18 protein-coding genes are annotated in these 19,324 nt (G+C 67.6%); 3 read left to right on the top strand and 15 right to left on the bottom strand.

Annotation, left to right across the window (positions count from 1 at the left end):
* Positions 1-42: 42 nt before the first annotated feature.
* The 3 genes from OG203_RS28975 to OG203_RS28965 all read right to left on the bottom strand — a co-directional run bounded on the left by OG203_RS28975 (position 43) and on the right by OG203_RS28965 (position 2,849).
* Positions 43-1,482, bottom strand: coding sequence for a glutamyl-tRNA reductase (locus tag OG203_RS28975; protein ID WP_405160419.1), 1,440 nt, complete (start codon positions 1,480-1,482; stop codon positions 43-45).
* Complete coding sequence (locus OG203_RS28970) at positions 1,479-2,336, bottom strand: redox-sensing transcriptional repressor Rex (protein ID WP_405160418.1); 858 nt, start codon at positions 2,334-2,336, stop codon at positions 1,479-1,481. The genes OG203_RS28975 and OG203_RS28970 overlap by 4 nt, the downstream gene beginning before the upstream one ends.
* A gap of 252 nt (positions 2,337-2,588) precedes the next feature.
* Complete coding sequence (locus tag OG203_RS28965) at positions 2,589-2,849, bottom strand: glutaredoxin family protein (protein ID WP_405160417.1); 261 nt, start codon at positions 2,847-2,849, stop codon at positions 2,589-2,591.
* Positions 2,850-3,035: 186 nt separating this feature from the next.
* On the opposite strand from OG203_RS28965, the gene OG203_RS28960 reads away from it, so the two are divergent.
* Positions 3,036-3,989: an HAD family hydrolase gene (locus tag OG203_RS28960; RefSeq protein WP_405168039.1), complete on the top strand. Its 954-nt coding sequence runs from the start codon at positions 3,036-3,038 to the stop codon at positions 3,987-3,989.
* A 213-nt stretch (positions 3,990-4,202) separates the two neighbouring features.
* Here the strand turns inward: OG203_RS28960 and OG203_RS28955 are convergent, their stop codons facing one another.
* The 9 genes from OG203_RS28955 to OG203_RS28915 all read right to left on the bottom strand — a co-directional run bounded on the left by OG203_RS28955 (position 4,203) and on the right by OG203_RS28915 (position 13,150).
* A complete protein-coding gene (locus OG203_RS28955) occupies positions 4,203-5,228 on the bottom strand; it encodes a lysophospholipid acyltransferase family protein (protein ID WP_405160416.1) in 1,026 nt (341 codons plus the stop codon).
* Positions 5,225-6,259, bottom strand: a complete 1,035-nt coding sequence (locus OG203_RS28950) for an NAD-dependent epimerase/dehydratase family protein (RefSeq protein ID WP_405168038.1) — start codon at positions 6,257-6,259, stop codon at positions 5,225-5,227. Before OG203_RS28950 ends, OG203_RS28955 begins: the two co-directional genes overlap by 4 nt.
* A 247-nt stretch (positions 6,260-6,506) precedes the next feature.
* On the bottom strand, positions 6,507-6,608 hold the full coding sequence (locus tag OG203_RS28945; protein ID WP_003402602.1) for a 30S ribosomal protein bS22: 102 nt from the start codon (positions 6,606-6,608) through the stop codon (positions 6,507-6,509).
* Between the two features lie 263 nt (positions 6,609-6,871).
* Entirely contained in the window at positions 6,872-7,156 is a 285-nt protein-coding gene (locus OG203_RS28940; protein WP_370465384.1) for a helix-turn-helix domain-containing protein, read from the bottom strand.
* A 236-nt stretch (positions 7,157-7,392) separates the two neighbouring features.
* Positions 7,393-8,250, bottom strand: coding sequence for a pyrroline-5-carboxylate reductase (gene proC, locus OG203_RS28935; protein WP_405160415.1), 858 nt, complete (start codon positions 8,248-8,250; stop codon positions 7,393-7,395).
* Positions 8,251-8,433: 183 nt separating this feature from the next.
* A complete protein-coding gene (locus tag OG203_RS28930) occupies positions 8,434-9,315 on the bottom strand; it encodes a thioesterase family protein (protein ID WP_405160414.1) in 882 nt (293 codons plus the stop codon).
* A 263-nt stretch (positions 9,316-9,578) separates the two neighbouring features.
* Complete coding sequence (locus OG203_RS28925; RefSeq protein ID WP_405160413.1) at positions 9,579-10,499, bottom strand: sugar phosphate isomerase/epimerase family protein; 921 nt, start codon at positions 10,497-10,499, stop codon at positions 9,579-9,581.
* Positions 10,500-10,513: 14 nt separating this feature from the next.
* Positions 10,514-12,061, bottom strand: a complete 1,548-nt coding sequence (locus OG203_RS28920) for a hypothetical protein (RefSeq protein ID WP_405160412.1) — start codon at positions 12,059-12,061, stop codon at positions 10,514-10,516.
* 54 nt (positions 12,062-12,115) lie between these two features.
* Complete coding sequence (locus OG203_RS28915; protein WP_405160411.1) at positions 12,116-13,150, bottom strand: hypothetical protein; 1,035 nt, start codon at positions 13,148-13,150, stop codon at positions 12,116-12,118.
* A gap of 143 nt (positions 13,151-13,293) precedes the next feature.
* Between OG203_RS28915 and OG203_RS28910 the strand changes: the two genes are divergently transcribed.
* Together OG203_RS28910 and OG203_RS28905 are read left to right on the top strand one after the other, a co-directional pair.
* Positions 13,294-14,091 carry a hypothetical protein gene (locus tag OG203_RS28910; protein WP_405168037.1) on the top strand — a complete coding sequence of 266 codons (798 nt, stop codon included), beginning with the start codon at positions 13,294-13,296 and terminating at the stop codon, positions 14,089-14,091.
* Positions 14,092-14,170: 79 nt separating this feature from the next.
* On the top strand, positions 14,171-14,503 hold the full coding sequence (locus OG203_RS28905; RefSeq protein ID WP_405160410.1) for a hypothetical protein: 333 nt from the start codon (positions 14,171-14,173) through the stop codon (positions 14,501-14,503).
* Positions 14,504-14,631: 128 nt separating this feature from the next.
* On the opposite strand, the gene OG203_RS28900 is transcribed toward OG203_RS28905, so the two are convergent.
* From OG203_RS28900 to OG203_RS28890, 3 genes are all read right to left on the bottom strand, one after another.
* Positions 14,632-15,321, bottom strand: coding sequence for a response regulator transcription factor (locus OG203_RS28900; RefSeq protein ID WP_069160635.1), 690 nt, complete (start codon positions 15,319-15,321; stop codon positions 14,632-14,634).
* A complete protein-coding gene (locus OG203_RS28895; RefSeq protein ID WP_397140703.1) occupies positions 15,318-16,553 on the bottom strand; it encodes a sensor histidine kinase in 1,236 nt (411 codons plus the stop codon). Before OG203_RS28895 ends, OG203_RS28900 begins: the two co-directional genes overlap by 4 nt.
* Before the next feature lie 549 nt (positions 16,554-17,102).
* Complete coding sequence (locus OG203_RS28890; protein WP_405160409.1) at positions 17,103-19,133, bottom strand: CocE/NonD family hydrolase; 2,031 nt, start codon at positions 19,131-19,133, stop codon at positions 17,103-17,105.
* Between the last annotated feature and the right edge of the window lie 191 nt (positions 19,134-19,324).

Raw genomic sequence — 19,324 nt, 5'->3', positions numbered from 1 at the left:
CCGCACAGGTGCTCGGCGCGGTCATGCCGACCCTTCGTTTCGTCATGCGGGTTGCCCCTGTTCGTCGCCGCGATGGCTCGCGGTGAAGTCGTCGGCGAGGGCGATATCGGCGTCGGTGAGCAACATGCCGGCGTGGTCACCGATCGCGGAGATCTCCATCGGCGTGGCAACCGCCTGCGCCGCACCCGGTTTCAGCTCGAACAGCTCGCGCAGCGCCTCGGCGTAGCTGTCGCCGCCCGGGGTGGAGGCCAGCTGCTTGACCCGCACCGTCGGCGCGTGCAGCAGCTTGTCGACCACCCGGCGCACCGTGCGGGCCACCTCGTCGCGCTCCGGGTCGGCCAGGCTCGGCAGCCGCGAATCCAGCCGCAGCAGTTCGGCTTCGACCACCTCGGCGGCGCGCTGGCGCAGCGCGGCGACGGTCGGGGTGACCTCGGCCATCCGCTGGCCGGTCAGGTACTTGGCGAGCTCGTCGGCCACGATCGCGCGGGCCGCGGCGGTGTCGTCGGCGGCCGCGCCAGCGGCGGGGTCGCGCTGCAACGTCTCGATGTCGATGACCGTCACGCCGGGCAGCCCGGCGACGGTGTGCTCGACGTCGCGGGGCAGGCCGAGGTCGCAGAACACCAACGGCCGTTCCGTGGTGGCGAATTCGGTGCCGCGCTCACGCTCGGTCAGTGCCCGGTGCGTGTCGGCCAGCGTCACCACGTTGCCGACCGCGCCGGTACAGGTGATGACCACGTCAGCCGCGGCCATCGCCTCGGTGAGCCGGGAAAGTTCCATCGCCTCGGCGGCGACCCCGTACGTGCCAGCGGTCTCGGCCAGCCGCGCGGCCCGCGCGATGGTCCGGTTCACCACGATGATCCGGCCGATGCCTGCACGCGAAAGATGCGCCACCGCAAGGCTGCCCATCGCGCCGGCGCCGACAACGACGGCAGTCCGGCCGGCCAGCGAGCCGACGACCTGCTGCGCCCGATCCAGCGCCACCGACACGACCGACGCTCCGGCCCGGTCGATTCCGGTCTCCGAGTGCACCCGCTTGCCGACCCGCAGCGCGTGCTGGGCCAGCTCGTGCAGGGTGCGCCCGACCGCCTGCTGCGCGTCGGCGGAGGCGTAGGCGCCGCGGATCTGGCTGAGCACCTGCTGCTCGCCGATCACCATCGAGTCGAGCCCGCTGGCCACCGCGAACAGGTGCTCGGCGGCGGCCTCGCTGTAGCGAACGTAGGCGTGCTTGGTCAGGTCGGGCAGCGGCAGCCCGGAATGCTTGGTGAGTAGGTCGCCGACCTCGGCGAGACCGCCGTGGAAGGCGTCGACTACGGCGTAGACCTCGACCCGATTGCAGGTCGAGACGATCATCGCCTCGGAGACATGGCTCGAGGTGAGCATGCGGTCGATCAGCTTGGGACGGTCGGCGTCGGCGATGGCGACCTTCTCCAGCACCGAGACGGGCGCACTCCTGTGCGAAATCCCGACCAGAAGAACACTCATGGACTGACCACCGATCCCTTGCTGCTTGGCTCCGTTGCCGTGTGCGAGGACGCCGTATGCGCGGCTGCCGAATGCTTGAGGGCCTGATGTACGGCCGAGGTGTGCGCGGTGGGCGCGCGGTGGCTGATCCGGCTGGCGGGGCGCGGGGGTCCGGTGGTCGTCGCGACGGCCTCGGAGGCGTTGTCCGCGTTGCGCACTCGCTCGAACGACAGCATCTGCAGTTCGACCGCGAGATCCACCCGGCGCAGTTCGACCGTGGCGGGCGCGACCAGTTCACAGGGCGCGAAGCTGAGAATGGATTGCAGCCCGGCGGCGACCAGTCGGTCGCAGGCGTCCTGGGCCGCGTCGTCGGGCACGGTGATGACCGCGATGGTCGGCTCGAGCGCGGCGACCGCCTCGGCCAGCCCGGCGACATCGCACACCACCAAACCGGCGACCGGAAGGCCGATCACGTCGGGGTGATTGTCGAAGATGCCGACCACGGTGAAGCCACGCCGCTGGAATCCGCCGTAGCCGACCAGGGCCCGGCCGAGATTCCCGGCGCCGACGAGTACCACGCGGTGTCCCTGCGACAGGCCGAGCACATCCTCGATCCTTGTCCTCAGCCTGGCTACGTCATAGCCGACACCCCGTACGCCATTGGGTCCGAGGAAGGAAAGGTCCTTGCGCAACTTCGCCGAATTGACACCCGCCGCGACAGCGAGTTCCTCACTCGATACGATGGCAACACCCTCGTCGGCCAACGTGGCGAGGACCCGGAGATAGGTCGCCAGACGCGCGACGGTGGCCTGCGGGATGTCCTTCTGCAGAGCCCTGCCGGAGACGCCGCCCGGCGCCTCATGCTGCTCTGTCACGTCGTCGGCTCCTCGTTCCGGCCCGATCGGGGTTCCGGTTCGTCGCTGGACCTCTGGCCCGGGACGGTCCGGTGCCATGGTCGAAGTGTCGGAATGCTGGGTGTCTTTACGCGGTGGGCCCGCAGCCTCGGCAAGCGGGTCCGCGTGCCACCACCGTAACTGCTTGTGCAGCCCTTCACAAAGTCGGTGAAATTGGCCTCATTTTCCGCCGCGACCAGCGCTGCGGCGGAAACGGACAGTCATCGCTACCCCTCAGCGGCTCAGGTCGGCCCGCAATCGGGCCTCGTCCACGTCGAAATAGCTGTGCTCACGACCGTTGAGCAGCACCACCGGCAACCGGTCGCCGAACTCCGCGCGCAGGCCAGGATCGGTGGCGGCGGCCTCGTCGACATCCAGCGTGTCCGGCTCGATGCCGAAATCGGCGCAGATCACCCGCAGCTGGTCCAGCGCGGTCGCGCACATGCCACAGCCGGATCTGGTCAACAGGGTCACCGAATGTGTGGGATTGGTCATGACGGATATTAAATCCCCTCGCCACGCCCGAATCGGTCTGCCAGGTACTGCGATGACTGTCGGCCGTCCCGGTTACTGTGGACGTGGTTCGCGCGACGGGCGGAGGTATCGGTGCCGGAACGATCGAAGGTGGCAAGGGCCGGATTCATCGCGGGACGATTCGGCGAGTTTCCGGCGCGGTGGAATCTGGGCGCGATCGGTGAGGGCCTGCAGGATCAGCTCGCCCGCATCCCGCGCAGCCCCTTCGGCCCCAGCGAGGAAGAGCTGCGGGCCAATCTGGCGGGCGAGGCAAGCGCGAATGCCGCATTGTCCTTGCACGACGCGGAATTGGCACTCGCGGAGCGCGATCTCACCGGTCCCGAGGTGCCGCGCGATCTGACCGCGGCGGCCTTCTTCGACGTGGACAACACGATGGTGCAGGGCGCGTCGATCGTGCACTTCGCCCGAGGTCTGGCCGCGCGCAAGTACTTCAAGACCTCCGACCTGGTCGACGTGGCCTGGAAGCAGGTCAAGTTCCGGGTTACCGGGCGGGAGAACAGCTCCGACATGGCCAGCGGCAAGGAGAAGGCCCTGGAGTTCATCGCCGGGCGCCCCACCGCCGAGCTGGCCGCGCTCGGCGAAGAGATCTACGACGAGATCATCGCCGACAAGATCTGGCCGGGCACAAGGGCTCTCGCGCAGATGCACCTCGACGCGGGCCAGCAGGTCTGGCTGGTCACCGCGACGCCGGTCGAGCTGGCCCAGGTGATCGCCAAGCGACTCGGGCTCACCGGCGCGCTCGGCACGGTGGCCGAAAGCGTGGACGGCAAGTTCACCGGGCGACTGGTCGGCGACATCCTGCACGGGCTGGGCAAGGCGCACGCGGTGCGCACGCTGGCGATCCGAGAAGGGTTGAACCTCAAGCGTTGTACCGCGTACTCGGACAGTCACAACGATGTGCCGATGCTGTCGCTGGTCGGCACCGCGGTCGCGATCAACCCGGATTCGGATCTGCGCGAGGTGGCCAAGAATCGGGGCTGGGAGATTCGCGACTTCCGCACCGGACGCAAGGCCGCGAAGATCGGCGTGCCAACGGCTTTGGCGCTCGGCGCGGCGGGCGGTGCGGTGGCCGCGGCGGTTACCCGGCGCCGAGATCACTGAGCAGCGCACGCCGATCGCAGCCCGCTCCCCCGTTGGTTCGGCCGCTTTCCGGTCACCGACAGCGGTGATGGTCACGGCGCCCGTCGGTCCGGCGAACGCCGGAAACCAGTGCGGCCGAGGGGTTTACCGACTGGTGCCCGGCGCTCGCCGGGACGACGGATTGACTGTAGGCGCGGGCTGCTCGACTCCGTTCACTCGAATCTCAGGGGCTGGTCAGCCCGTAAAAGGATTGCGGCGCTTGGTGAGCAGCTTGTAGAGCGTCGACTGGATGGTCTCGCGGACCTGGTCGGTGACCTCGAACATGGTCATCGGATCGTCGGCCGCCTCCGGCTCGTAGCCGGTGGTCGGGATCGGGGTGCCGAATTCGATGTACCACTTCGACGGCAGCGGCAGCGCGCCGAGCGGGCCGAGCAGCGGGAACAGCGGCGTCACCGGGAAGTACGGCAGGCCGAGCAGCCGCGCGAGCGGTTGCAGGTCGGCCAGCTTCGGATAGATCTCCTCGGAGCCGACGATGGAGCACGGGATGATCGGCACGCCGGTGCGCACCGCGGCGGCCACGAAACCGCCGCGGCCGAACCGCTGCAGCTTGTAGCGGTCGGCGAACTGCTTACCGACGCCCTTGAAGCCTTCGGGGAAGACCCCGGTGAGTTCGCCGGAGCGCAGCAACCGTTCGGCGTCCTCGCGGCAGGCGAGGGTGTGTCCGGCCTTACGGGCCAGCGCGCCGAGCACTGGCGTTTCGAAGATCAGGTCGGCGGCAAGCAGGCGTAGCGCCCGCTGCTTGGGGTGCCGGTCGTGGATGGCCAGCTGCAGCATCAGCCCGTCCAGCGGAATGGTGCCCGCGTGGTTGGCCACGATCAGCGCGCCACCCACCTCCGGAATGTTCTCCATGCCGCTGACCTGCACCCGGAACCACAGCTCCGACATCGGGCGCAGCGCGGGCAGGATGACCGACTCGAGCAGGTGCTCGTCGAATCCGAACTCATCGACCTGGTAGTCGCCGGTGATCCGGCGCCGGGCGAAATCGGCGGTCTTGCCGATCTGCTTGCCGAGCGCGCCGCGCACCAGCTCCGAGAGCGACTGCGCCGCAGGCGGTTCGGTGGCCGCCAACCGATCGGTCAGCGAGGTCACCGGGCTGGGCGCTTCGCCATGCGCCTGCTCCGGCCAGCGCCGGGCGGTCGGCCGCGGACGCGCCTCGTCCTGCATGTCGTGGAGTTGAATGACCTTCGCTACATCGTTCATTGCTGTGCTCCCGTACCGGCCCCGAGCAGGCCGAGCAGTTTGTTTTCTGCGGCATCGATCCACGCGGGATCGACTACGGGCCGCAACGCTGCGCCCCCGATGAAGTCGTCGAAGGCCTGCACCGTCGTCCAGCGCGGCACGAACCCGAGTTCGGCGCGCATCCGGGTGGTGTCGAGGCCACAGCCGAAATGGAAGTAGTCGAGCTGTTCACCGGTGAATTCGCGCATCACCGGACCCATCAGCACCCGGCCCGCGGTCCGGAACAGCGCGAACGGCACCGGAAGTTCGATACGGCCGGCCCGCCGCACCGCCTGGGACAGGGCGAGCGCGCCGTCACCGGCGATGTTGTAGGTGCCTGCGCGGCCGGTGAGCGCGGCGTGCGCCAGCGCCGCGACCGCGTCCTGCTCGTGCAGCAATTGCATGCGCGCGTCGCGGCCGAACACCGTCGGGGTGATCGGCGAGCGGAGGTATTGCACGCCGCGGCTCGCCAGCCGCGGTCCGACGATCGGCGCGAAACGCAGGATGGCGGTGGCGATATCGGGACGCCGCCGCGCGAGCCCGCGCACGAAACCCTCGATGTCGATCATGTCGCGCGCGAACTCACCACGTGGCGGCGTGCGCGCGCTCATTTCCTCGGTGAATTTCGCGGGGTCCTTCGCGCTGCAGCCGTACACGGCCGAGGAGGAACGCACGACGACCCGGCGCACCGTCGGCGCCTTCTGGCAGACCGCGAACAACTGCATCGCGCCGAGCACGTTGAGATCCTTCATCACCGCGCGCCCGGCCCCGGCCGGCGGCCTGGCCAGCACCGCGGCGTGCACAACGGTGTCCACCGCGCCACCATCGATCACCTTGCGGATCAACGGATTTCGGATGTCAGCCCGGACGAATTCGGCACGGCCCATGCGCCGCTGCAACTCTCGGCTCGGGGTCATCGTGTCGACGGCGATGATGCGGTCGATGTCGGGGTCCTGTGCGAGACGCGCCACCACGTTGCCGCCGAAGAAGCGACTCGCACCGGTCACCAACACGACTTTCGGCGTGTGTCCGTCTCGAGCGTCAGAACCCACCGGCACCGCATCCCACCTTGGCAAGCCCCCATTTCACTTATTCCCCGACTCTTAGGGTAGCCGCTGCGTTCACGGGTTCTGTTGGTATTTACCAGGTTCTAACGATGACTTCAGTCACCCGAAACACGCCGTGGTTTCAAAATTCGGTATTTCAAACAAAAAGGCCCGCCACCTGACAGTGACGGGCCTTCGAGCTAACGCGCAGCGCTTACTTGCCGAGTTTGCGCCGCTGCACGCGTGTGCGGCGAAGCAGCTTGCGGTGCTTCTTCTTCGACATGCGCTTGCGGCGCTTCTTGATCACAGAACCCATAGGGTTGTTCCTCGCGTTCTCTCTACTCGGCGCGCACGCTACACACGTACGCCAACTGACCGGTCGTTCGGCAAGCCTCACGTCCACTGTCCGCGCCGCCGGGTACCACCGGGCACCACAAAGCGATGCCACCGGCGGGCGAACACGAACCGAGGGTCCATCGTACCGGCACGTCCGGCTAGCTTCGAAACCGCCTGATCCAACGCCGCCGGACCAGGTCCGTCGGCGTCCCGCGGCCCGTGGGCCTCGGCTGGATCAGGCGTTCATCCGGCGTCGAAGTAGGACGTCTCCAGATAGTCGTGCACCGCCTTGGCGTGCACCCGGAACGAACGACCCACCCGCACCGCGGGCAACTCACCGGAATGCACTAGCCGGTACACCGTCATCTTGGACACTCGCATCAGGCTCGCCACCTCGGCGACCGTGAGGAACTGAGTGCCGCCGAGCATGGGTTGACCCTGCGACCCGGAACCACCTTGCGTCCGGGAACCAGCCCGGGCGCCTGAGGGACCTGAGCCACTCGAACTTCCTGAGCTACTTGCAGACATCTTGTTAGACATCATTGCACCATTGACCTCCGGCACGTCCGCGCCGCCGGCTTCCCCACCGGCGGAACAGACACGCACGTGCTGCTTGAAGCTTAGCGGGACCAGTGGTGTTACTGCGACGGGAGTGAGAAATCAGCTTTTCCCATTGGGAACCGACCGGTTGCGTGCTTCCGAACGAGTGATGTCCGGCAGGCGCATCGGCGCCCCCGATCGACCGATCTTCGCGGCCGCGGTGGTCACATCACGCTGCCGACGCCGGGGCCCTCGCTCGTGCCGCCTTGTTCGGCGGAGCGCTGCTTCGCGGCGTACAGGGCCTCGAGGAAGGCCGAACGGACGCCGCCACGCTCGAGTTCGCGCATCGCGGCGGCCGTGGTGCCCGCGGGCGAGGTGACCGCCGCGCGCAACTCCACGGCACTCTGGTCGGACTCGTTGAGCAGTGCCGCCGAGCCGACCATGGTCTGCACCACGAGCTGGGTGGCGACCTCGCGGGTCAGGCCGAGGCCGACGCCGGCGTCAACCATGGCCTCGACGACCAGGAAGAAGTAGGCGGGCCCTGAGCCCGATACGGCGGTCACCGCGTCCATCTGCGCCTCCGCGACGGTCACCACCTTGCCGACCGCGCCGAGCACCTCGGTCACCAGCTCGAGCTGTGGCGGCCGCGCGTGCCGGCCCGGCGCGATAACGCTCATGCCCTGGCCGACCAGCATCGGGGTGTTCGGCATCACCCGGACCACCGGGAAACCGGCGGGCAACTTGGCCTCCAAACGCGCGGTCGGCACACCGGCGGCCAGCGAGACCAGGATCTGGTCGCGGTCGTTGCCGACGCTCGCGTTGTCGGCGAGCGCGGCCTTGCCGAGTGCGGTCATCACCGCGTCCACGTCAGCGGGCTTGACCGCGACGACCAACAGATCGGCCCCGACCGCGGCATCGGCCACCGAATCGGTCACCCGCACCCCGAAACGCTCGGCGATCTGCGCGCCCCGCTCCGGAAACGTCTCGACGACAACCAGGTCCTTTGCCAGCCGCCCCGAATCGAGCAAACCGACAATCAACGCCTCCCCAATGCGTCCGCCACCAATAACCGCAATCCGCATATCCGCCTCTCCGCGCCTCTTGCCGGTCGTTAGGTACCGCTCTAGTTACATCGCGGGCCGGCGGTCAGGTACTTGGCCAAGCTCCGGGGGTACCCGGTGAGTTACCCATGTACTGGCCAAATCAGATGTTACGTTCCATGAAACCGAGCCAGCGCCGCCAGTCGGTCGGGCTGTGCGAATGCCTCAGCGAACCGGAATCAGCGCCAGCTGGCGGCTCTGCGCGACGACGGCACCGGTGGAGTCGAGGACGAGTTGGTCCTCGTCGAACATGCGGCCGCCGACCTCGTGGGTGGTCGCGATGATGCGCAGCCAGCCTGGGGCGGGTTTACGGCGCAGGTAGGTGGCCATTTGGACGGTGGGGGCCCAGCCGAAGTGGCCGAGGTTGTACGGGACCGGCGGGCTCATGTCGGCGCTCATCATCGCGAAGAACATGGCGATCTCCGGGTGCTGCTGATCGGCGGCGCGCGGGCGCATCCACAGTCGAAGGCGCGGCTCGGCGGTTTCGCCGTCGATGAAGCGGGCCCACTCCCGATCGAGGTAGAGCTCGGTGGCCTGGCCGACGTGCACGACCCGGCCCATCGGGGAGTCCGGCTCGTAGCCGATCGCGTCGGCGGGTGGTTCGACGGGCATGTCGCCGTGCTCGCGCGCGAACCGGGGCTCGGCGTCGTCGAGGTGGCCGAAGGTCAGTGCGGTGCGCACCAGGGTGCGGCCGTGCTGAATCAGGTTCGCGTCGGCTAGGCAGATCTGGCGGCCGATCTTGCGGATGTGCACCTCGTATTCGACCTCGCCTGGGTCGGGCGCGCCGAGGAAGTCGGAGCTGGCGGCGATCGGCGCCATGTCGGCCAGTGCCGGATCGGCCGCGCGCAGCCACTTCAGGCCCGCCGCGGCGCTGGTCGCGACCATGGTGCCGCCGTGCACCTTCTTGCCGATCGTCCAGGTTTTGCCGATGGTGCCGAGGTAGCGACCGGTGCCGGGGGTCGTGGCCGGCAGCTCGGTCAAGTCGAGCAGGCGGGTGAAGGGGGCATCGGTCGCGGTGACCTCGGCTAGCTCCAGCTCCGTCGTCATCGTCACTCCTGTCGTCCACCGGCCGCGCGTCGGCGATCAGGGTTACTGGTACGCGGCGTTCGTACAGCGTAGAACGAAGTGGTTCCGCAGGCCCATTCCCGTCGCGGGGACGCGATAAGCGTCACATAATTCGCGGTGATGGAAGTGCGCGACAAAGTCGTCGATATTACGTCGACGACCGGTTGTGCATTTGCGAAATAATTACGGTGCGCGGCTTTTCGTGTCTCGGGTCACCAATGTGCTTGCGAGACGGGAAATTCGCGTCAGGCGTGATTGACCGAAGTAGGCGCCGGCGCGGTCTGGCCGTTGAGGTGCAGCCGGGCGAAGGCGAGGGTGCGGTGCAGCATGGCCGCGCGGTCCTGGGTGGTGCGGGCGTTCTGGGTGTTGATCTCGGCGACGGCCTGACCGGCAAAGCCGTTGCGGACCAAGGTGTCACACACCTCGACGCACGGCTGGGTGCCTTCGCCGGGCACGAGGTGCTCGTCGTGCGCTGCGCCGCGGCCGTCGGCCAGGTGCAGATGGGCAAGGCCCTTGCCCATGCGCGCGGCCAGCGCCAACGGGTCGGCACCCGCGGTCGCGGTGTGCGACAGGTCGAGGGTGTAGTGCTCGAAACCGGTGTCGGTCGGGTCGTAGGACGGGCTGAACGCGGTGACCCCGATACCGGGCCCGCCGCGACGCTCGAGCCGCTTCACCGAGCGGGCACCGCGCCCGAACAGGGTGTCGGCGCGCATCGGGAACATGTTTTCCACCGCGACGATGACCGGGCTGTGTTCCTCGAGCTCGGCGACCTGGGCCGCGAAGTTCTCCGCGTACCGGCGCTGCCAGCGGAACGGGGGATGCACGACGACGGTGCGGGCGCCGAGCGCCTCGGCGGTGCGCACGCTGCGCTCGAGTTTGGCGACCGGATCCGATCCCCAGACCCGTTGCGAGATCAGCAGACACGGCGCGTGGATCGCGATCACCGGCACGTCGTACTTGCGGACGTAGGACTGCACGGCGGCGATGCTCTGACTGGCCGGTTCGGCCCAGACCATCAATTCGATGCCGTCGTAACCGAGTTCGGCCGCGTACCGGAAGGCGGCCTCGGTGTTCTGCGGATACACCGACGCCGTGGAGAGTCCGACGAGGATCTGGCGCCGATCCGACGCACCCTCGGCCTCGTCCGCCTGCCCGATTTTCCTCACTGCCGCTCCCTGCCTCAGTTCGTACTGAGAAGAAAGGCTAGCGGCCCCAGCGTCACGAAGACGCCGACGACCACCGCGATCACCGTGCTGAGCACGTCGTCGGTCCGACGCAGAATCCGGACAAGCGCCACCAAGCCGAGAATCACGATCATCGCCAGGGCCAGCGCCACCCAGGGGAGCATCTCCCACATTCGCTCGAAACCCTTGAACAGCAACATGCCCGCGATGGCGGCGCCGGTGCTCTGACCACCGAGGATCATCCACTGGCGGCGGTTGGCGTCCTCCTCGGCCTTCTTGGCCGCGCGCGCGGAGCGACGCGGCGATACCGCGCGATCGGACTGCTCGTCCTCGTCGAGGTCATCGAAGTCGTCGTGCTCGGCGTCCAGGTCGACCGGCTCGAAGAAATCGGTCTTGCCGTCATACATTTCGAGCTCGTCGACCGCGCCGCGGCCCGAGTCGCGTTTCGAACGACCACGCTTGCCACGTCCGGCGCGGTCCGCGCGTTCGGCGTCCGCGCGTTCAGCCCGCTCGACGCCGTCTCGGAGCAGATCGCCCGCCACCGTCTGGCCGGAGACGAGTTGCTGGTCCTGGCTGGCCAGCGACCACGCGGCGGTCGAGATGCCCTCGGGTTCGGGCGGTGGGTCGTTGCGTTGTGGCGCATCGGGTTTGCGTCTTCGGGCCGACCAGGCGGGCAGGCCGCCCTCGGGGGCGCCATTACGCTGCGGGGCTCTCGTCGGCGGCTCCGGCGTCGGCGACCACGGCGCCGCGGCTGTCGACTCCGGTAGCGGTGCTGGATCGTCGTAGTCCGCGGGGGACGGCGACCATGCCGCGGTCGAGGGTGCGATCTCGTCGGCCTCCGCTTCGGCCGCGCGACGTCGGGCGGCCCGGCCGCCGGTGCCGCCGTTGCGCTCGCCCCGGCCATTCGACCCGTTGCGTCCGCCGGGCTCCGGCATCTCGCGCAGCGGCGGCCGCACCTCGGTGGTGGCGTCGTCGTGCTCGTCGTGCCTGCGTCGCCGTCCGGAACGCGGCGGGGCCTCGTCGGGTACCGGGTCGCTGGCGTACGGATTCGGCGACGGCGCGTAGGGATTGGGCGACGGCGCGTACGGGTTGGGCGAGGGGGCATACAGGTCGGCGGCGGGGGTTGGCCGCGAGCCCGGCATCTCCCGGCCCGGCATCACCCGGTTCGATCGGCCCGGCATCGGGTCGGCCTCGGGCTGGGCGTACGCGGCGAGCGGGTCGTACATCGAGATCGGGCCGGACATCGGTGAATACGACGCGGGGTCCGGCGCGGGTGGCGTGTATGCGACAGGTTCCGGTGCGGGCGGTTCGTAAGCCGGTGGTTCGTAGGCCGGTGTCTCGTAGACCGGCTCGTCGGGCACCGCATCGGGTGCGGCATGCGAGGACTGACCGCTGCCTATGGCGGGCATGTCGCCGGTGAGCTCGGCCACCGAGATGCCGCGACCGCCGCGGCGGCGTCTGCCACCACCCGCGGACGACCCGCCCTGCTGCCCGTTACGGGCCAGCAGCTCGGCTACGGACAACTGTTTGGAATCATCACTCATCACTGCACCTCGGTTCGTCCCGCGCAAGGCACGCTGGTGACACGATTCGCTCACTCATGACGACACCGTTCCCATCGGCCCCGGTAGCGCGGCAGCATCACTCGGCGCCTGGCGGCCGGTCTTGGCCGCCGGGCCCGGTAATGATGTCGCTCGGGGTCCGCCATTCATGTCGGTATCCAGTTTGCGCAGGATCAAGCCTTCCCGCAGCGCCCACGGACAAATCTCCAGGGATTCCAGCGATAGTGCCCGCATACTCGCCTCCGCGACCAATGCGCCAGCCACCAATTGCTGTGACCGATCGGAACTTACGCCTTCCAATTCTGCACGGTCTGCCGCCGTCATCCGCGAGATGAACGCAATCAGTTGGCGCAGACCTGAGCTGGTGAGTGTACGACGCACCCGGGGGCCCGCCGCCGAGGGTGCCGCTCCGGTCAGCCTGGCCAGCGAGCGGAAGGTCTTCGACGTGGCGACGGCAAGATCCGGTTTACCCGCCTCCAGCAGCTGTTTCGCGGGCAGCGTCAGCTCCGCGTCGAGCCAGTCGCGCAGCACGTTGACGCGGCGCTTGCCCGGCGGATCCTCACGCAGCCACTCGCGTGTCAACCGGCCTGCACCGAGCTGTAGCGACAGCGCGACATCGGGTTCCTCGTCGCCGCCGTTGGTCATTTCCAGCGAGCCGCCGCCGATGTCGAGGTTGAGGATGCGGCCGGCGCTCCAGCCGAACCAGCGGCGCACCGCGAGGAAGGTCAGCCTCGCCTCGTCGACACCGGACAGCACCTGCAGGTCGACGCCGGTCTGCGCGCGAACACGCCCGAGCACGTCCTCGGAATTGGTCGCCTCGCGCAGCGCAGAGGTGGCGAACGGCATCAGCTCGACGCACTTGGAAGTCTCGGCGATGCTGGCGAATTCGGCGACGGTGGCGATCAGGCGCTGCGCGCCCGACTCGGTGATCCTGCCCTCGTCATCGATGTTTTCCGACAGCCGTAAAGTGGCCTTGGTCGAGCTCATCGGCATGGGGTGACCACCCCGATGCGCGTCCACCACCAGCAGGTGGACGGTATTGCTTCCGACATCGAGTACCCCAAGCCGCACATGAACACGGTACTGGGTGATCCCGTCCAATAGGTTAAGCGACTGAACTGTTAGCGTTCCGAGGTGTGACGGTAGGCGCATCGAGCAGCGGCCAGACCCGGCCCCGACCAGCGGGGAAGATCGATCCGAGTCCCGAGGTCGATATGGATTTTCCCCGCGAATGGATCGAGTTCGTCGATCCAGCAAACGACGAGCATCTAATCGTCGCCGATCTGACCTGGCTACTGTCGAGCTGGACGTGCGTCTTCGGCACCCCGGCGTGCCAGGGCATCATCGCCGAACGCCCCGATGACGGCTGTTGCTCGCACGGCGCGTTCCTCTCCGACAAGGACGATCGCAAGCGGCTGCAGAACGCTGTGAAAATGCTCACACCCGAGGACTGGCAACTCATGGGTGAGGCGAAAGACGCGGCGGGCAAGGTCACCAAGAAGGGCTATCTCGAGCTCGACGAGCTCGAGGACGAGCAAGCGCTGCGCACCCGCCGCTTCGACGGCGCCTGCATCTTCCTCAACCGACCCGGCTTCGAAGGCGGCGTCGGCTGCTCGCTGCACTCGATGGCGTTGCGCAAGGGCATCGAGCCGCTCGAGGTGAAGCCGGATGTGTGCTGGCAGTTGCCGATCCGGCGCACCCAGGAGTGGGTGGACCGGCCCGATGGCGTGCCGATCCTGCGCACCACGGTCACCGAATACGACCGCCGCGGTTGGGGTCCCGGCGGCGAGGACCTCGACTGGTACTGCTCCGGCTCGCCGGACGCCCATGTCGGCACGCGTCCGGTGTGGCAGTCCTACGGTCCGGAACTGAAGGAACTGCTCGGCGCTCCCGCCTACGAGGAACTGGCCAGGCACTGCAAGCGCCGACAAGGGCTCGGGCTCATCGCGATTCACCCGGCGACGGTGCACGCGGACCGGATGCGCGACAGCGCGGACAGCGCAAGCGCGTGAGGCCCTCGGAATGCGAGCTTGCACCCCGTTCACCTCGAAGGCATGCGATCTTCACCCGTTTGCGGTTTGATGTGCGGTCATGTCCAAGAAAGTTCTGACCCTGGCAGCCGTCGCTCTCGGTGCCGCACTCTGTCTCCCCGCCGTCGCCAACGCCGAACCCAACGGTGATCCCGCCAAGTACGCCGACTTCACCGCGGACTTCCTGCCCGCCAACACTCCTGACGCGCTCGGCGCCGTCGCGGCGGGCAAGAACCTGATCATGAGCCCGTACGGCACCTCGCGCACCATCGCGTGCCGAGGCACCAGCGCGGCGGACGTCTACGACTGCATGCAGGAAGACGACCTCGGCTGGATCACGTTGCGCAAGATGGACGTTCCTGGCGTCGGCCCGACGTGGACCTACCTGCCCTGACAGGTAGCTCCACCAACCACGGCCGAGGGCATCGCAGCGCCCTCGGCCGTTGTTATTCCCCGACAACGGAATTCGGACGCAGACAGCACTCGACCGCCGACCAGGTCGGCAGTTTTGAAAGCGCTAGCTCACGCCTCTAGTTTGTAGCCGAGCCCGCGGACCGTGACGAGATGTTCCGGCTTGGCCGGGTCCGCCTCGATCTTGGACCGCAGCCGCTTCACGTGCACGTCAAGGGTTTTGGTGTCACCGACGTAGTCGGCGCCCCAGACGCGATCGATCAGCTGCCCGCGGGTGAGTACCCGCCCGGAGTTGCGCAGCAGGTATTCGAGCAGGTCGAATTCCTTGAGCGGCAACGTCACCGGCTTGCCGTTCACCAAAACGGTGTGGCGGTCCACGTCCATCCGGACGGGGCCCGCTTCCAGCACGCCACTCTCATTGGTGCCGTCCAACTCGTCGCCCGCGCCGCGGCGCAGCACGGCCCGAATGCGCGCGATCAGCTCGCGCGCCGAGTATGGCTTCGTCACGTAGTCGTCGGCGCCGAGCTCGAGCCCGACCACCTTGTCGATCTCGCTGTCCCTTGCCGTCACCATGATCACCGGTACGCCGCTGCGGGTGCGCAACTGCTTGCACACATCCGTGCCGCTCATGCCTGGCAGCATGAGATCGAGCAGCACGATGTCCGCACCTGACCGATCGAACTCGGCGAGCGCGGATGGCCCGTCACCGACAACGGTGACTTCGAAACCCTCCTTGCGCAGCAGGAACGCGAGCGGATCGGCCAGCGACTCCTCATCCTCGACGATCAACACACTCGTCATCTGCGTGCCTCCACACCATTGGGTCGGCCCGGCCCCGAGGGGCGCGGGCTTGTTTCTCTCATGCTCACCGTCGGGCCGGCGGAATCCTCTTCTCCGTCGGCCTCGTGGTGGGCAGGTATTCGCAGGGTGAACGTCGAACCGGTGCCCAGCTTGCTCCACAGCGTGATCTCACCGTTGTGGTTGGCAGCCACGTGCTTGACGATAGCCAGGCCGAGCCCGGTACCGCCGGTGGCGCGCGAGCGGGCCTTATCTGACCGGAAGAAACGTTCGAACACCCGCTCTTGGTCTTCCTTGGCGATGCCGATGCCTCGGTCGGTCACGGCCATCGCGACATGGTCGCCACGTAATGACCGGCTGACCGACACATGGGAGCCGGCCGGTGAGTACGCTATCGCGTTCTCCACCAGATTTGACAGGGCTGTGACCAGCAAGGTTTCGTCGCCGAGCACTTCGAGGCCGCTGGGCCGGTCGGTACTGACGGTGATTCCGGCGGCCTCGGCGGCGGTGCGCGAACGGTCCACCGCCTGCATGACGACGGTGTCGACGTCGACCACCTCGAGCTCGGGCAGCTTCTCCGCGCCCTGCAGCCGCGACAGCGCAATGAGTTCGGTCACCATTTTGCCGAGCCGCCGGGATTCGCCCAATACGCGCTGCCCGAAATGCCGGACCGCCTCGGGATCCTCCGCGGATTCGAGCATCGCCTCGGCCAGCAGGCTCATCGCGCCGACCGGAGTTTTGAGCTCGTGGCTGACGTTGGCGACGAAGTCGCGCCGGGTGGCCTCCATGCGCGCCTGCTCGGAATCGTCGTCGGCGAAGAGCACGGTGAAGTTGGTGTCCTCGCGCGATAGCTGGCGGGCTACCCCGCGCACGGCGATACGGCCGCGGCCGGGCACCGGGTTCTTGGCAGTCAGGTCGAACTCGGCCGACTCGCCGGTGGCCAACACCTTCTCCACCGCGACCCAGGCGCGCTCATCGAGCAGCCGGTTGCGGACCAGGCCGAGTTCCTCGGCGCGCGGGTTGACCAGCACCACGTCGCGGTATTCGTCGACCACCGCGATGCCGCTCTCGGAGGCGAGCACGATCAGGTCGAGCACCTGCGACATCGTCAGGCCGGAATCCGCCTGCCTGCGGGCCTGCTGCCTGGCGTTCATATAGGGGATAAGTAGCCCGCCGACTGCCAGACCTACGACAGCCGCAAGGACTGCCAGTAGGACGGCTTGCGGAACACTCACACATGAATCGTACGGTCGCGTAGGACGTATCCGACTCCGGGTACACGATGTTTCACGCAGGTCATAGCCGCTTCTGACGCTGTTAGCCGTACGTTTACGTGCCGTTGGGTATGTCTAAGCCACTTCGTTGTGTGTGCTGGTCGGGGCAAGATTTCGGTCCGCTTCGGCGGCCGGGGCCAGCTAGCCGCCGTTCGATCCGCGTCATCCGTTCGATCCGGCGCAACGCCTGCGTCGGAGGCTTCTGACCGACGCAGGCGATCGCGGCACGCGGGTCGCCGGGGCTTCGCGCGGCAGGTGGACGACAACCGGTAGCCAGGAGTTTCCGGTGGCATTGCGCGTCGGGGTGCACCGGCGAATCGGCGCCGGAGCGCCGGACGGCGACCGGATACCAGAGCCGCGCCGGCACCGGATCGGCTATCGCACAACGGGATTGGTCAGAGGCGGCCGATCGGCTGCCGGAGCACCCGGCCTGAGCATGCACTATTCGCTCATACCCCGCGAGTTCGAGCTTTGATGCGCGATAAGTGCACGCTCAGACCGGGTTACGGTTTACCAGCCCGGGTTACCTCGTAGCGGGAGATTCACGAAACTTGGCTGGTTCGGGTCAAGCAACAGGTGCTGGGGACGCAGGCCGCTGTCGACGAGTAGCGGCATCGGCGGCAGGCCCCTCGGGAAGTTGCCCGCGTACACATCGACACGCAGCCGGTGCCCCGGTTGCAGCACCGCTTCGATGCCTGGCACCGAAATGTCCAGTGCCGTCGGCTGTCCCGGCACGGTGGGCTGCCTGCTGTCCAGCGACAGGTCGGGCACCGGCTCGGTGTAGTCGCCGTTCGGCAGGCGGGTGCTTCGTGCCTCGTCGATGGCGCGCAGCGAGGAGACCAGCTGGCCGGAGGACAGCACCGACGACTGCCCATCCGGGGCAACATCATTCACCGTGACGGTCCAGTAGCCGTCGGTCGCGTCGTGAACTGTGTTGAGCCGAACCGCGATCGGGCCGGAGATGGTGGTCGGCTCGGGGACGGGTGCGCTGGTGAAGGTCAGCCCGCCGAGTTCCTGGATCCGCGAATCCTTGCTGCAGCCGTCGATGATCGAGGTCGCGCCCGCCGATTCCTGTGCCATGTCCCGCGAGCACACCCCGGTCAGGCCGGGTGCGACGGTGAGCTGATCGACGGTCGGACTCGGCGCGCTGAACAGCGAACCGTCGTGCACGCTGATCGCGGTACCGCTCGGCGCCGCGGAAAAGTACATCCGCCGGTAGTCGATGCCTGGCTGCGGGAAGGAGGGTGTGGTGATCCAGCCGCCGCCCTGCTGGCGCACCGTCACCGGGCCGTACTGATCGATGCCGTTGTCGATTCCCTTGAGCCACTTGTCGAACCAGGCGCGCTGCAGCACATCCATCCGCGGCGGCAGGCCGGGTCGGCCGGATTCATTGCCATTGCTGATGTGGTAGCCGTCGCCGACGAAAAGCTGTTTCCGCCCGGGCGGCAACGGAATCTGGCGATACACGTCGGCCTGCGAGTTGACGAACACGTCGTGCCAGCCGCCGGTGACGAAGGTGGGCACGGTGATTCGGCTCGGGTCGTTCTCCCATGACTGCCGGAACGGGCTGTTCGCCTGGAGTAGCGATTGCACCTTGGGATCGAGCTGGTCGATCTGCGGAGTGACGAGCACGTTCAGCAGGGCATCGACAAAGGTGAACGGATCGGCGAGCCGATCCTTGAGCCACTGCATGTCGAATCGACCGGCGGCCAGCGACGCGAGATCCGGCACCAGCTTGGCGCCGTTGACCGCGAGCAACCAGGCGGGCATGAAGGTGACGCCGATGGCGCCGCCCGGTGCGACCAAGTCCCGGAACGGATTACGGCTCGGCACCACGGGGAAGATCGCCTTCAGCGCCGACGGATTCTTCGCGGCGACCTGTAGCTGATTCAGTCCCGAATAGGAGACGCCGTTCATCCCGATATTCCCGGTCGACCACGACTGATGCGCGGCCCAGTCGATCACCTCGACGGTGTCCTGCTGTTCCCGTTCGCGCAGCAAGTCCCAATCACCCTGGGAGAAACCGGTTCCCCGAACATCGACGACGACCTGGGTGTACCCGCTCTTGATCAGCTGACGGTCCACCGTGAAGTTGCGCAGCAGCCCACCGCCGAGCGCCTTGGTCAGGTCGGTGATGCCGGAGAACGGCGTGCCAGACAGGTCGACATCGCGCGCCACCTGCATCACCGCGTCCGACAGCCACGGGATCGAGATCATGCTGTCCGCGATCATCGAGCCGAGTTTGGTGTAGGGCGTCATATTGACGATGGTCGGCGTCGGCGTCGAAATCGGTTGTCCCGCAGCATCGGCCGGGTGGTAGACGTTCCCCTTGAGCACGGTGCCGTCGCTCATGGTGATCGGCACGTCCCATTCGATGAAGACGTTCGGATACTGCTGCGGGCCGTCCTCGGTGGCGGCCCACGCAGCACCGCTCGCGCCGCCGTCCGGGCCGACCGGGGTCGCGGCGGCCGAGGGTGAAAGGAAAGGGGAAACGGCAACCGCCGCGACGAGCAATGCCGCGGTTCGGAGCGCATACCTCATTGGATCCACTCTCTTCGGTAACAGATGTTCTCTAACCGTAAGGAGGGAAGCATTTGCTGTACTCGAATCGCCCGAGAACAGCGAAAAGTCGTGCAGGTTCACAAGTATTCACCCGCGAAACTGACACAACGCCCGAAATGCGAAAGGGCGCCTCCGCTCGAATCTATCGAAACGAAGGCGCCCTTTCGGGT

The organism is Nocardia sp. NBC_01499 (assembly GCF_045040275.1).
Lineage (GTDB): Bacteria > Actinomycetota > Actinomycetes > Mycobacteriales > Mycobacteriaceae > Nocardia.
The sequence above is the reverse complement of the archived record's forward strand: the minus strand, read 5'-3'. Positions and strand labels throughout refer to the sequence as shown.

Coding starts and splice junctions, on each gene's coding strand:
- OG203_RS28975 (WP_405160419.1), bottom strand. CDS start 1,482: ATGAGTGTTCTTCTGGTCGGGATTTCGCACAGGAGTGCGCCCGTCTCG.
- OG203_RS28965 (WP_405160417.1), bottom strand. CDS start 2,849: ATGACCAATCCCACACATTCGGTGACCCTGTTGACCAGATCCGGCTGT.
- OG203_RS28955 (WP_405160416.1), bottom strand. CDS start 5,228: ATGAACGATGTAGCGAAGGTCATTCAACTCCACGACATGCAGGACGAG.
- OG203_RS28945 (WP_003402602.1), bottom strand. CDS start 6,608: ATGGGTTCTGTGATCAAGAAGCGCCGCAAGCGCATGTCGAAGAAGAAG.
- OG203_RS28940 (WP_370465384.1), bottom strand. CDS start 7,156: ATGTCTGCAAGTAGCTCAGGAAGTTCGAGTGGCTCAGGTCCCTCAGGC.
- proC (WP_405160415.1), bottom strand. CDS start 8,250: ATGCGGATTGCGGTTATTGGTGGCGGACGCATTGGGGAGGCGTTGATT.
- OG203_RS28930 (WP_405160414.1), bottom strand. CDS start 9,315: ATGACGACGGAGCTGGAGCTAGCCGAGGTCACCGCGACCGATGCCCCC.
- OG203_RS28920 (WP_405160412.1), bottom strand. CDS start 12,061: ATGAGTGATGATTCCAAACAGTTGTCCGTAGCCGAGCTGCTGGCCCGT.
- OG203_RS28910 (WP_405168037.1), top strand. CDS start 13,294: ATGGATTTTCCCCGCGAATGGATCGAGTTCGTCGATCCAGCAAACGAC.
- OG203_RS28905 (WP_405160410.1), top strand. CDS start 14,171: ATGTCCAAGAAAGTTCTGACCCTGGCAGCCGTCGCTCTCGGTGCCGCA.
- OG203_RS28900 (WP_069160635.1), bottom strand. CDS start 15,321: ATGACGAGTGTGTTGATCGTCGAGGATGAGGAGTCGCTGGCCGATCCG.
- OG203_RS28890 (WP_405160409.1), bottom strand. CDS start 19,133: ATGAGGTATGCGCTCCGAACCGCGGCATTGCTCGTCGCGGCGGTTGCC.